The organism is Phaeobacter italicus (assembly GCF_019801785.1).
In the GTDB taxonomy this organism is placed as follows: Bacteria; Pseudomonadota; Alphaproteobacteria; order Rhodobacterales; family Rhodobacteraceae; genus Phaeobacter; species Phaeobacter italicus.
In genome coordinates this window covers 64,248-77,258 of sequence record NZ_JAHVIJ010000005.1, presented here as the reverse complement: position 1 = coordinate 77,258, position 13,011 = coordinate 64,248, and the positions used below count along the sequence as shown (strand labels likewise).

13 protein-coding genes are annotated in these 13,011 nt (G+C 57.5%); 8 read left to right on the top strand and 5 right to left on the bottom strand.

Annotated features, from left to right (window positions below):
• Positions 1-102: 102 nt before the first annotated feature.
• The gene (locus KUV39_RS13025) at positions 103-705 is read left to right on the top strand and encodes an alpha-ketoglutarate-dependent dioxygenase AlkB family protein (RefSeq protein ID WP_008561028.1); all 603 of its coding nucleotides are present in this window, start codon (positions 103-105) and stop codon (positions 703-705) included.
• A gap of 10 nt (positions 706-715) precedes the next feature.
• On the opposite strand, the gene KUV39_RS13020 is transcribed toward KUV39_RS13025, so the two are convergent.
• Entirely contained in the window at positions 716-1,537 is an 822-nt protein-coding gene (locus tag KUV39_RS13020; RefSeq protein ID WP_222459969.1) for an ABC transporter permease, read from the bottom strand.
• 145 nt (positions 1,538-1,682) lie between these two features.
• Between KUV39_RS13020 and cysQ the strand changes: the two genes are divergently transcribed.
• From cysQ to KUV39_RS12995, 5 genes are all read left to right on the top strand, one after another.
• Positions 1,683-2,480: a 3'(2'),5'-bisphosphate nucleotidase CysQ gene (cysQ, locus tag KUV39_RS13015; protein WP_222459968.1), complete on the top strand. Its 798-nt coding sequence runs from the start codon at positions 1,683-1,685 to the stop codon at positions 2,478-2,480.
• Positions 2,480-3,280, top strand: coding sequence for a 3-deoxy-manno-octulosonate cytidylyltransferase family protein (locus KUV39_RS13010; RefSeq protein WP_050674320.1), 801 nt, complete (start codon positions 2,480-2,482; stop codon positions 3,278-3,280). The genes cysQ and KUV39_RS13010 overlap by 1 nt, the downstream gene beginning before the upstream one ends.
• A 185-nt stretch (positions 3,281-3,465) precedes the next feature.
• The gene (galU, locus tag KUV39_RS13005) at positions 3,466-4,359 is read left to right on the top strand and encodes a UTP--glucose-1-phosphate uridylyltransferase GalU (RefSeq protein ID WP_046211492.1); all 894 of its coding nucleotides are present in this window, start codon (positions 3,466-3,468) and stop codon (positions 4,357-4,359) included.
• Positions 4,360-4,450: 91 nt separating this feature from the next.
• Complete coding sequence (gene galE, locus KUV39_RS13000) at positions 4,451-5,434, top strand: UDP-glucose 4-epimerase GalE (RefSeq protein ID WP_050674321.1); 984 nt, start codon at positions 4,451-4,453, stop codon at positions 5,432-5,434.
• A 1-nt stretch (position 5,435) separates the two neighbouring features.
• Positions 5,436-6,494: a glycosyltransferase family 2 protein gene (locus KUV39_RS12995; protein ID WP_222459967.1), complete on the top strand. Its 1,059-nt coding sequence runs from the start codon at positions 5,436-5,438 to the stop codon at positions 6,492-6,494.
• Positions 6,495-6,539: 45 nt separating this feature from the next.
• Here KUV39_RS12995 and KUV39_RS12990 read toward each other — a convergent pair whose 3' ends face one another.
• The 4 genes from KUV39_RS12990 to KUV39_RS12975 form a co-directional block, all read right to left on the bottom strand.
• Positions 6,540-7,355 (bottom strand): ABC transporter permease, encoded by an 816-nt coding sequence (locus KUV39_RS12990; protein ID WP_168577891.1) that lies wholly within the window; start codon positions 7,353-7,355, stop codon positions 6,540-6,542.
• On the bottom strand, positions 7,352-8,233 hold the full coding sequence (locus tag KUV39_RS12985; RefSeq protein WP_008559599.1) for an ABC transporter permease subunit: 882 nt from the start codon (positions 8,231-8,233) through the stop codon (positions 7,352-7,354). Before KUV39_RS12985 ends, KUV39_RS12990 begins: the two co-directional genes overlap by 4 nt.
• On the bottom strand, positions 8,233-9,360 hold the full coding sequence (locus tag KUV39_RS12980) for an ABC transporter ATP-binding protein (protein ID WP_046211496.1): 1,128 nt from the start codon (positions 9,358-9,360) through the stop codon (positions 8,233-8,235). Before KUV39_RS12980 ends, KUV39_RS12985 begins: the two co-directional genes overlap by 1 nt.
• A 129-nt stretch (positions 9,361-9,489) precedes the next feature.
• Complete coding sequence (locus KUV39_RS12975) at positions 9,490-10,575, bottom strand: polyamine ABC transporter substrate-binding protein (protein ID WP_222459966.1); 1,086 nt, start codon at positions 10,573-10,575, stop codon at positions 9,490-9,492.
• A gap of 141 nt (positions 10,576-10,716) precedes the next feature.
• Between KUV39_RS12975 and KUV39_RS12970 the strand changes: the two genes are divergently transcribed.
• Together KUV39_RS12970 and KUV39_RS12965 are read left to right on the top strand one after the other, a co-directional pair.
• A complete protein-coding gene (locus KUV39_RS12970) occupies positions 10,717-11,403 on the top strand; it encodes a GntR family transcriptional regulator (RefSeq protein WP_222459965.1) in 687 nt (228 codons plus the stop codon).
• 63 nt (positions 11,404-11,466) lie between these two features.
• Positions 11,467-12,861, top strand: a complete 1,395-nt coding sequence (locus KUV39_RS12965; protein WP_008563194.1) for an aspartate aminotransferase family protein — start codon at positions 11,467-11,469, stop codon at positions 12,859-12,861.
• Positions 12,862-13,011: the final 150 nt, after the last annotated feature.

Below are 13,011 nucleotides of genomic sequence, written 5' to 3'. Positions count from 1 at the left end.
TATATAGGGAGCAGAAAAGGCCCCTGCAACCGCCTGATCGCGTCCTGTTTCGCGAATTGCTGCGCTTTTTGGCAGGGGATTGGTTAAGAACGGACTAAAGCCATGACCAAGCTGCGGTTGCGCGGGTTTGAACTGCAAAAGCCCTATCTGGACGGCGCTGCACAGCAACAGCTGATTGAATGCCTGCGTCCGGTTCTGCGCGCTGCGCCATTGTTCTCGCCTGAAGTGCCGGGGGGTGGAAAGATGTCGGTCCGGATGACCTCCGCAGGGGCGTTTGGCTGGATCAGTGACCAAGACGGCTACCGCTACGAAGACCGTCACCCTTCAGGAAGGACCTGGCCCGAGATCCCGCAGGAGATCCTGAAAATCTGGTCTGACGTGACCGGACTGGAGCGTGAACCGGATTGCTGTCTCATCAACTATTACGGAGAAGGCGCACGGATGGGGCTGCATCAGGACAAAGATGAAGCCGATTTTTCCTTTCCGGTTGTGTCGATCTCTCTTGGTGATGACGGGCTATTGCGGATCGGTAATCAAAGCCGGGGTGGCAAGACCGATACGGTTTGGCTCAACTCAGGTGACGTGGTGCTGATGGGCGGTGAGGCGCGGCTCACCTACCATGGGGTCGATCGGATCCGGTTCAAATCTTCCCGGCTGTTGCCGAAAGGGGGACGCATCAATCTGACCTTGCGGGTGGTCACGTGAAGGCAGGCTATCAGCGTTTTGCATTCCAGCTGATCGAGGCACGGCGACGGGTGTAGAATTCACCCATCAGGCCAAGCATGATAAGCACCAGGGCAACCCATGCGGCATATTCCCAGTTGCTGTAGTGGGGGTTGTAGTTGATGAACACGAACCCCCGTGCCTGATCGATGCAGTGAAACAGGGGATTCCAGTCAAACATGGCCAGCATGAAGCTGGGCAATGTATTGGCCAGAAACATCTTGCCCGATGCGATCATGTTGGCGCGCTGGTAGATCGTCGAGATGATGCCGACAACGCCGGGTGCCCAGGGTTTCATCACCAGCAGCACAAGGCCCACGGCAGCGCCCGTGATCCAGGACAACAGCACCATGCCAAAGGCCGCGATAGGTTGTTCTATCTCGATCGGGGTAAAGGCCACATGGTAAACAAACAGGATAATCACGAGCGACATGATCTGAATGTAAAGCGATCCAAGCGCCGCAGAGAGAATCGCCACGATGGTATTCATCGGCGCATGTTGCATCATCGGGCTGCTTGGCCCCTCGGCGCCGGCGACGGCGCCCACCGCCTTGGCGTGGGTGAGGAACAAGAAAATGCCAGACATCACGTAGAGCAGAAAATCACCCCGGATGGCCGAGCCGCGCATGCCGAGAATCGCAAACATCGCATAGAAAACCAGCACGAACATCACAGCCTGCATCAGGTTCAGACCCAAGGCGATAAAGGCGTTGTTGTGTTTTGATCGCACGCTGCGCCCAACCGAATGGTAGACGACCTCGCTCATCGCGAGAAAGCCGCCGAACCGGGATCTGTGAAGGCGCTGTTGGAACATGTTTGCTGCTTTGCCGGGCCTGCTTCGGTGAAACTCTGCTTACTGATCTTATCGTTATCACGGAAATCTTGCTGTTCCGTTGTCGCCCGATCATAAGGGGGGCAACAGCTGTAATCAACTAAACCCATATGGGGGGAGATCTTTCGTGACCTATGATGACCTTATTCCGGTGATGCGCCGCCTGGCGATCGAAGCCGGTGCCAAGATCATGGAGATCTACAACTCGGACGAGTTCGAGGTTAAGGTCAAATCCGACGAAAGCCCCGTCACAGAAGCCGATGAGGCCGCAGACGCCCTGATCTCTGCAGGTCTGCGCGCGGCATTTCCCGATGTCATGCTGGTGACCGAAGAGCAGGCTGACTCTCACAGCACGTCTGGGGACACTTTCCTGATTGTTGACCCGCTGGACGGCACCAAGGAATTCATCCACCGTCGGGGCGATTTTACCGTCAATATCGCGCTGGTGGAAAAAGGTGTGCCGACCCGTGGGGTGGTCTATGCACCTGCGCGCGAGCGGATGTTCTTTACCCTCGCGGATGGCTCGGCGGTTGAGGAAACAGGCGCGTTTGATCCGGATACCATTGGCGAGACCAAGGCGATCCGCGTGGCAGACAGCGACAACAGCGCCCTGATGGTGGTTGCGTCAAAGTCCCATCGGGATCAGGCAACGGATGATTACATCAACAAATATGCCGTGAAAGACAGCAAGAGCGCGGGATCGTCGCTCAAGTTCTGTCTGGTCGCCACCGGTGAGGCAGATCTCTACCCACGGGTTGGCCGCACGATGGAGTGGGACACAGCTGCCGGTCATGCCGTTCTTGGCGGTGCAGGCGGCAAAGTCGTGCGTTTTGACGACCACAGCCCGCTCAGCTATGGCAAAGACGGCTATGCCAACCCGTTCTTCATCGCCTATGCCCCCGGTGTGGAGTTGAAAAAAGCCTGATGTCTGTCCTGATCGTTATTCCCGCCCGCTACGCTTCGACCCGGTATCCAGGCAAACCGCTTGTTTCGCTGACCGGCGCTGATGGTGACAGTCTGACGCTGATCGAACGATCCTGGCGTGCGGCGATGGCTGTCACTGGTGTCGACCGTGTTGTCGTTGCGACGGATGACGACCGGATCCGCACCGCAGCGGAAGGGTTCGGCGCTGAGGTGGTCATGACCTCTGAAAGCTGCGCGAACGGTACAGAACGCTGTGCAGAGGCCCTGGCGAACCTGGGGGGCGGCTATGATATCGTGGTCAACCTGCAGGGGGATGCCCCGTTGACGCCGCATTGGTTTGTCGAAGATCTGGTCAGTGGTCTGCGAGGCGCCCCGGACAAGGGGCTGGCCACGCCGGTTCTGCGCTGTGAGGGCGCGATGCTGAACAGCCTTCTTGCTGACCGCAAAGCAGGCCGGGTTGGGGGAACGACGGCAGTCTTTGGTCGCGACAACAATGCGCTGTATTTTTCCAAGGAGGTGGTTCCATTCACCTCAGCGACGTATGGCGATGACGAGCCGACACCTGTGTTTCACCATGTGGGCGTCTATGCCTATCGCCCTGACGCGCTGGCAGCTTATCCCGGCTGGCCGGTTGGCCCATTGGAAACGCTGGAAGGTCTGGAGCAGCTTCGTTTCCTGGAAAACGGCCGCAAGATTCTCTGCGTGGAAGTCGAAGCGAAAGGGCGGGAGTTCTGGGAGCTGAACAACCCCGAAGATGTCCCGGTGATTGAGGCGATGATGCGGAAGATGGGCCACAAATAAGCCAAAAGCCGCAATTAATATACAAAAGAGCAGCGTTAGAACCAAACGAACCATGTCCGAGGCGTTGACGACACGCGGGTATATTCGGTTGACTGATCTCAACACAGATTTGTCACGGTAGTTGGTTCTAAAGGGCGGCGGTTTCGATCGCGCAGCCTAAAAACAGATAAAGAGAGTGGTGCACTATGCGTAGAAAAGTAACGAAGGCGATTTTTCCTGTAGCGGGCCTTGGCACGCGGTTTCTCCCCGCGACGAAATCGGTCCCCAAGGAAATCATGACGCTGGTTGACCGTCCGCTGGTGCAATACGCGATCGACGAGGCCCGCGAGGCCGGTATCAAGGAGTTCATCTTTGTCACGTCCCGTGGCAAGGGTGCGCTGGAGGATTACTTTGACCACTCGCCGATCCTGGAGCAGGAGCTGCGTCGCAAAGGCAAGGATGATCTGCTTGAGATCCTGAAAGGCACGAACATGGATTCGGGCGCGATTGCCTATATCCGTCAGCATCAGGCGCTTGGTCTGGGGCACGCTGTCTGGTGTGCGCGACGCCTGATCGCAAACGAGCCCTTCGCCGTGATCCTGCCGGATGACGTCATTGCGGCTGAAACGCCCTGCCTGAAACAGATGGTCGAAGCCTACGAGGAAACGGGTGGCAACATGGTCGCCGCGATGGAAGTCCCACCCGAGAAGACGTCCTCTTATGGTGTGCTTGATGTCAAAGAGGACATGGGTTCTGTGGTTTCCGTGAACGGTATGGTCGAAAAGCCCAATGCGGACGAGGCGCCCTCCAATCTGGCTGTTATCGGTCGCTACATTCTGGCGCCATCGGTGCTGCGCAATCTGAACAAGAAAAAGCAGGGCGCGGGTGGAGAGATCCAGCTGACGGATGCAATTGCCGAGGACATCGCTGCGGATGTGCCGGTTTACGGTTACCGTTTCCGCGGTCAGCGGTTTGACTGTGGCTCCAAGGCTGGCTTCCTTCAGGCGACGGTTGCCTTTGCCCTTGCACGGGACGAGCTGCGGGACGATCTGATGAACTACATCACGGAGATCGCGCAGGTTAGCAAAGCCGCGCAGTAATCAGGTCTTCGCGCTGCGGCGCTGCTGATGTAGAAACGTGATGAACAGGCCGGGCAGATGTGTCCGGCCTTTTGAGCAGGAAGAGATAGTTTTGACACATATTTTGGTAACTGGCGGTGCGGGTTATATCGGCTCCCATGCCTGCAAGGCTCTGCGCGCGGCTGGCTTTGTCCCGGTCACATACGACAACCTCGTCACCGGTTGGGAGGATGCGGTCAAATTCGGCCCCTTCGAGAAGGGCGATTTGAATGATCGTGCGCGTCTGGACGAAGTTTTTGCGACTTACCAACCAGTTGCCGTCATGCATTTTGCTGCGCTCAGTCAGGTGGGCGAGGCAATGAGCGAGCCGGGTCGTTACTGGTCGAACAACGTCGGTGGATCCCTGACACTGATCGAAGCCGCAGTCGCGGCGGGCTGCCTTGATTTCGTGTTCTCTTCGACCTGCGCGACCTACGGTGAACATGACAATGTCGTGCTGGATGAAAGCACACCGCAACACCCGCTGAACGCATATGGCGCGTCCAAGCGCGCGGTTGAGGATATCCTGCGCGATTTTGGGGCCTCTCACGGGCTGCGTTCGGTGATCTTCCGCTATTTCAACGTTGCGGGCGCCGATCCTGAAGCAGAGGTTGGCGAGTTCCACCGCCCTGAAACCCACCTTGTTCCGTTGGTGCTGGATGCAATTGATGGAAAACGCGATGCGCTGACGATCTTTGGCACGGACTATGATACGCCGGACGGTACATGTGTGCGGGACTATGTACATGTCTGTGATCTGGTTGATGCGCATGTTCTGGGGCTCAAGTGGTTGCAGGACGGCAAAGACAGTCAAGTGTTCAATCTGGGGACGGGCACAGGGTTTTCCGTGCGCGAAGTGATGGACAAGGCCGCAGAAGTGACCGGCAAGCCTGTTCCTCATACCGTTGGCCCACGCCGTGGCGGGGATTGCACCAAACTGGTTTCCGGTTCTGTTCGTGCGGCGACAATCCTTGGCTGGACACCTTCGCGTTCCGATCTGGAGACCATGATTGCGGACGCATGGCGCTGGCATAAGGCCGGCAACTACGAGCGCTAGGATGGTCGGGCCGTCGCCTGTACGGTCTCATGTCTCTGGTCTGCCGCCGATTTCCTTGGTGGCGGCCTACCGGCTGCGCTGGCAGCGGCGGCGGTTGCTGTGGGGGTCATTTCGTGCGCGGCGCGACTTGCGGCAGGTCGTTGACAGAACCCACGACCTGCAGCCCGAGGCGATCCTTGCAATCACCGTGTTGCGCAACGAAATCACCCGGCTGCCCCATTTCTTGTCTTTCTACCGCGCGTTGGGGATCGATCATTTCCTGATGGTCGACAACAACAGCGATGATGGCAGCGCCGAGTTCTTGGCTGCGCAGTCTGATGTCTCTCTCTGGCAGACCGGGGCGAGCTATCGCGCGTCACGGTTCGGGCTGGATTGGGCGGGCTGGCTACAGATACGCTTTGGTCATGGCCGCTGGTGTCTCAGTGTTGATGCTGACGAACTTCTGGTGTTTCCCGGAGACACAGAGCATGGGCTGCGTGGATTGACCCGCCTTCTTGATCAGCAGGGCAAGCAGGGGTTTGGCGCATTGATGCTGGATCTATTTCCCAAAGGGGCGCTCGCGGGCGTCGCCCATGACCCGGCTGATGACCCGCGCCATACATTGCCATGGTTCGATCCCGGCCCCTATCGAGCAAAGCGGCAGAGGCCACGCGGGAATCTCTGGGTTCAGGGTGGGATACGTGAGCGGGTGTTTTTTGCCCAAGATCCGCGCCGGTCGCCCACGCTGAACAAGGTGCCATTGATCAAGTGGAACCGGCGGTTTGCCTACACCAACTCGACCCATGCGGCGCTGCCACGACGCCTGAACAGCCTGTATGACGGGCCGGGTGGGGCAATGGCATCCGGGGCTCTTCTGCACACAAAATTCCTGCCCGAAGTGGTGCATAAATCCCGGATTGAAAAACTGCGCCGCGAGCATTTTCACCAGCCTGAGCTGTTTGATGAATACTATGACAAGATCGTCACCTCTCCGGTTCTCTGGCACGAAGGGGCGGTTCGCTATGACGGGCCGGAGCAGCTGGAGCGTTTGGGCCTGATACGATCACCTGAGTGGATATGAAAAGGAGCGCCTGATCAGGCGCTCCTTTGGCTCGAATTCACTGTGCTACGAACGTTCAGCGTTCTGTTCATCCCGGCGTTGACGCACCATTTGGCGCTTTGTCACCAAGGAGGCTGTCACGACCCCAACAGTCACGATCGCGATCATAATTGTCGAAAGTGCGTTGATCTCGGGGCTGACGCCCAGACGTACTGCCGAAAAGATCTTGATCGGGAGAGTGGTCGCCGATGGGCCGGCGGTAAACGATGCAATCACGAGATCGTCCAAAGACAGGGTAAAGGCCAAAAGCCAGCCCGATATTACTGCCGGGGCAATGATTGGGAGGGTCACAAGGCGAAACGCTTCTGCCTGCGAACAGCCAAGATCAAGCGCGGCCTCCTCCAGGGAGCGATCAAATGTAATCAGTCGGGAGGAAACAACCACTGAGACATAACACATCGCAAATGTGGTATGCGCTAGCACAATGGTCATCACGCCACGATCCAGTCCGATGCCGATGAACAACAAGAGCAGCGACAGGCCGGTGATCACCTCGGGCATCACCAGCGGTGCGTAGATCATGCCGGAAAACAGGGTGCGGCCCAGGAAACGGCCGCCGCGAACCAGAACATAGGCCGCCATGGTGCCAAGGACGGTGGCGAGGGTAGAGGACAGCACCGCCACCTTCAGTGTGACCCATGCAGCCTGCAAAAAGGACTCGTTCTGAAGAAGCTCGCCATACCATTTGGCAGAAAAGCCACCCCAGACCGTGACCAACTTGCTTTCGTTGAAGCTGAAGATGATCAGGATCACCATGGGGATATAGAGGAACGCAAAGCCCAGCGTCAGTGATACGGTGTTGAACCAGCTCAATCTGTTCATTGTTCCGCCTCCTGCTGCTTTTGCTGGTTCCGCTGGAACAGAACGATGGGGACGATCAACAGCAGCAGCAGGACCACCGCCACCGCAGAGGCCACCGGCCAGTCACGGTTGGAGAAGAACTCTTCCCACAGCACTTTGCCGATCATCAGCGTGTCAGAGCCGCCAAGCAGTGAAGGAATGACAAATTCACCCAATGTCGGAATGAAGACGAGGAAACACCCTGCGATGATCCCCGCGCGCGACAGCGGGATGGTAACCAGCCAAAAGGCTTGCAGCCGCGAACATCCCAGATCTTCTGCCGCTTCGATCAGCGAGCCATCCAACCGTTCCAGCGCCGAATAGATAGGCAGGATCATAAATGGCAAATAGGTGTAGACGATGCCGATATAGACTGCCGTATTCGTATTCAGAATGGTCAGTGGGCTGTCGATCAGGCCGGTCCAGATCAGGAACTGGTTCAGCAGCCCCTCGTTCGACAGGATACCCATCCAGGCGTAGACGCGGATCAGGAAGGATGTCCAAAACGGCAGGATCACCAGCATCATTAGCGTTGGGCGCCATTCCTCAGGCGCACGCGCCATGCCGTAGGCCATCGGATAGCCAACCAAGAGCGTCAGGAACGTGGAAATGACGGCGATCCGCAGAGAGCTGAGATAGGCTTTCCAGTATAGATCATCCTCTGTCAGCCAGACGAAGTTCTCAAAGTCGAGCTCTGCCAGAAATGCGCCGATCCCTTCGACCCAGTCAAACTGAGGGAAGTAGGGAGGACGGGCAATTGCCGCGTCCGACAGCGCGATTTTGAACACGATGGCAAATGGCACCAAAAACAGCGCCAACAGCCAAAGATAGGGAATTGCGATAAGGACGAAGCGGCGCATCATTCAGCCAGCAGAACACCGGCGGTGGCTGTCCAAGACAGCCAGACCGGGTCTTCCCAGGTAAAGGCGCGGCGGGCGATACGACGGGTGTTTGCGGTCTGCGCTTTGATCACCGCACCGGTAGGCAACTCTACGTGATAGGTAGAGATGTTGCCCAGATACGCGATGTCCAGAACGCGCCCCTGCACCGCATTGTCGGCATCAGCGGGTTTGTCTGCGCTGATGGTGACTTTCTCGGGGCGGATTGCCAGATGACAGGTCTGTCCGTCAGAAAAGCTGTTCTGGCTTTTGACATTCAGCGGCTCGGCGCCCTCTTTCCAGGCGATGTCGTATTGATCGGGGCCGGTCGGTTTTGCCGTACCTTCTATGATGTTCACGTCACCGATGAAATCCGCCACATATACTGAGTTCGGGTTTTCATAGATCCGATCCGGGGTCGCGACCTGGACCAGTTTGCCGTTGTCCATCACCGCAACACGCGAGGCGACGGTCATCGCCTCTTCCTGGTCGTGGGTTACGATCACAAAGGTCGTTCCGGTCTTTTCTTGGATGTCCATCAGCTCAAACTGGGTATCCTGACGCAGCTTCTTGTCGAGCGCGCCAAGGGGTTCATCCAGGAGCAGGAGTTTTGGTGCTTTAGCCAGTGATCTGGCAAGTGCGACACGCTGGCGTTGCCCACCTGAAATCTGGTGCGGTTTGCGGCGGGCGAATTTCTCAAGCCGTGTCAGGCGCAGCATTTCCTGCACCCGTTCTTCGATGTCATGTTTCGGTTTGTTTTCCCGCTTGAGACCAAAGGCAATATTGTCCCAGATGCTAAGGTGGGGAAACAGCGCGTAGGACTGGAACATCATGTTGACCAGCCGCTTGTTCGGCGGGACGGGGGCGATGTCCTGACCTGAGAGATAGATCTTTCCGTCGGTTGGGGTCTCGAACCCCGCCAACATCCGCATCATGGTGGTTTTGCCACAGCCAGACGGGCCCAGAAGCGCAAAGAACTCCCGTTCGTAAATGCCGAGAGTGAGATCATCAATCGCGGTGAATTCACCAAAGCGCTTGGTCACATTCTGGAATTGGATCAGAGGCTTGGCCTCTGGATCGTTCCAGGGTTCGAATACGGGAATGGTCAAGATTGGCCCCCACGTCTGGTCTTGTGGTTGGGAGGAAACGGGCACAGTGCGTCAGCCGGGTGCCGCGCTCCCGCAAAGCGGAGGATGGGGCAGTCTGCAAGACCGCCCCAAACTATCTGCTGATCCGGATCAGGTGCCGGATTTCACCTTGGTCCACATCCGGGTTGCCTTGCGCTGTACCTTCGGCGGGTAGGCTTCCTTGATATAGAGGTTCTGCAGGGTCTCTTCGTTCGGGTAGATCGCCGGATCGCCGATCACATCCTCTTCGAGGAACTCCTGGCTCGCCTTGTTTCCGTTGGCGTAATAGACGTAGTTCGATGCCGCCGCCATGTTCTGCGCTTCCATGATGAAGTTCAGGAACTTATGAGCCGCTTCAGGGTTCGGGGCGTCCACAGGGATCGCCATCTGGTCAAACCACATCAACGCGCCTTCTTTGGGGGCGTTGTAGACGATTTCAACGCCATTGTCGGCTTCGGCGGCGCGGTCACGGGCCTGCAGGATGTCGCCGGACCAGCCAAAGGCCACACAGATGTCGCCGTTTGCCAATGCGTTGATGTACTCGGACGAGTGGAATTTCTTCACGTGCGGGCGCACGGCGGTCAGCACTGGCTCGGCCTTTGCCACCACGTCTGCGTCCATGCTGTTGGGGTCTTCGCCGATGTATTTCAGCGCCGCCGGAATCATCTCATCCGGGGCGTCCAGGAAATAGACACCACATTCTGCCAACTTGGCCATGTTGTCCGGGTTGAATACCAGATCAAGAGAGTCGATCGGGGCGTCGTCCCCCAACACTTCCTTGACCTTGGCGAGGTTGGCGCCGATGCCCGTGGTGCCCCACATGTAGTTGATGGAATAGACGTTGTCCGGGTCATAGCGGGCGGTGCGGTCTTCGATCACGTCCCACATGTTGGCTGCGTTGCTCAGCTTGGATTTGTCCAGCGGCTGGAATGCGCCTGCCTGGATCTGCCGGGCCAGGAAGGACCCGGTCGGTACAACGACGTCATAGCCGGAGCCACCAGCCAGCATTTTCGTTTCCAGCAGTTCGTTGCTGTCGAACACGTCATAGATCAGCTCGATGCCGGTTTCTTCTTCGAACTTGGTCAGCAGGTCTTCGTCGATGTAGTCGGACCAGTTGTAAACGCGGACCTCTTCTGCGACGGCGGCCGCACTGCTGAGCGCCACGATGGCGGTCAATGTCATCGTCTTCAGTGTCATAAATGTCTCCCTGTGCGTGCCGGTTTCCGTGCCCGGCTGATAAGGATTTGATCAAGTTTTGCCTCATTCGGCAATACTGTTTATGTTTTCACCTAGGGAAACTTGGTGCAAGCTGCCCAAAATTTAGGAGGATTTCCGAAGGTGAACCCGACCCAGACAGACGCATCCAGCGACGCTCAGCCCGGTGCGAAATTGCCGGCGCATGAAACCGTCTACCAGACCTTGCGCGGCCAAATTCTATTTGGCGAACTGGCGCCGGGTCAGGCCGTTACGATCCAGGGGCTGGTGGAGTCGCTGGGCGCGGGCATGACACCTGTCCGCGAGGCAATCCGCAGATTGATCTCTGATGGGGCATTGGTGTTCCAGGGAAATCGCCGCGTTTCGGTTCCGCTGTTGCGGGACAGCGATCTGGATGAGCTGATTTATGCAAGAAAAACAATCGAATGTCAGCTTGCCCGCCTTGCAACAAGCAAGGTGAGCGCTGAAGATATCGCTGAGTTGGAAGCCATTGATGCCGCGCTGGACAAGGCGATCTCTTCTGGTGACGTGGCAGGCTATCTGGTGCAGAACTATCGGTTCCACACCCGCCTCTATTCCCATGCTGATGCCCCTATCCTCAGCGACCTTGCTGATCGGCTATGGTTGCGGTTCGGTCCCTCCTTGCGCGTGGTGTGCGGACGCCTTGGCACACAGAGCTTCCCTGACCGCCACAAGGACATCATCGAAGCGCTGACTCGCAAGGACGCGGAATTGGCGGCGCTCGCGATGGAGCGAGACGTGGCTCAGGGCATGGAACAGGTCAGTCAGGGGTTGGATCAGGGAAGCTGATTCGATTGACATGGTGAAATTTGATCATATTCTGGGCGCAATCTGTTTCTCAGGAGTCGTCACATGACTGCGATCACCAATCACCTGCCCACGGCAGAGCTTCAGGCCCTCGACGCGGCCCACCACATGCATCCGTTCACTGCCAATGGTGAACTGGCTGAAAAGGGCGCGCGCGTCATCACACGGGCCAGCGGCGTCACCCTTACTGACAGCGAGGGCCATGAAATTCTGGATGCGATGGCGGGCCTTTGGTGCGTCAACATCGGCTATGGTCGCGATGAGCTGGCAGATGTCGCCGCGCGCCAGATGCGGGAGCTGCCTTATTACAATACGTTCTTCCAGACGACCCACGCACCGGCAATCGCCTTGGCGGCAAAGATTGCCGAACTGGCGCCTGAAGGGTTGAACCATGTTTTCTTTGCGGGCTCCGGTTCGGAAGCGAATGATACCAACATTCGAATGGTTCGGCATTACTGGGCCTTGAAGGACAAGCCATCCAAATCGATTATCATCAGCCGCAAGAACGCCTATCACGGCTCCTCCGTCGGCAGCGGCAGCCTTGGTGGTATGAGTGCGATGCACGAACAGGGCGGAATGCCGATCCCGGATATCCACCATATCAATCAGCCAAACTGGTGGGCTGAAGCCGGCGATATGAGCCCGGAAGATTTTGGTCTGGCGCGTGCACAGGAGCTGGAACAGGCAATTCTGGAGCTGGGCGAAGACCGTGTCGCGGCCTTTATCGCAGAGCCGGTCCAGGGGGCAGGGGGCGTTATTGTGCCGCCGACGACCTACTGGCCTGAGATCCAGCGTATCTGTGACAAGTATGAGATCCTCCTGATCGCGGACGAAGTGATCTGTGGGTTTGGCCGGACCGGCAACTGGTTCGGCAGCCAGACCATGGGGATCCGTCCGGATATCATGACCATCGCCAAGGGTCTGTCGTCGGGCTATGCCCCGATCGGCGGTTCTATTGTCAGCGACGAAGTTGCTGCGGTGATCGGCTCGGGTGAATTCAACCACGGCTATACCTACTCCGGTCATCCGGTGGCCTCTGCCGTGGCGCTGGAAAACCTGCGTATTCTGGAGGAAGAGAATATCGTCGGTCACGTCCGTGATGTCGCTGCGCCCTATCTCAAGGAAAAATGGGAGGCGCTGACAGATCACCCCCTGGTTGGTGAAGCAAAGATTGTTGGAATGATGGGATCGATTGCCCTGACCCCCAACAAAGCCGCACGCGCGGCCTTTGCATCTGATGCAGGTACGGTCGGCTATATCTGCCGTGAGCGGTGCTTTGCGAACAACCTGGTCATGCGCCACGTCGGTGATCGGATGATCATCTCTCCTCCGCTGGTCATCACGCCTGACGAGATCGACACTCTTATTGAGCGCGCCCGCAAGTCGCTTGATGAGTGTTATGAGATCCTCAAGGAAAAGGACATGCTGCAAAGCGCCTGATTCTCAGGACACCAGTTTCCATAAAACGCTAGCCTATCGGGCTGGCGTTTCTCGTTCGGCGGGGCAGTGGGATGTGGCGCCCCAGGAATGCAGCTGCAGCGTTTCCGATAACATTCGGCTGATTTCTTAAATGGCCATTTTAGATAAAAA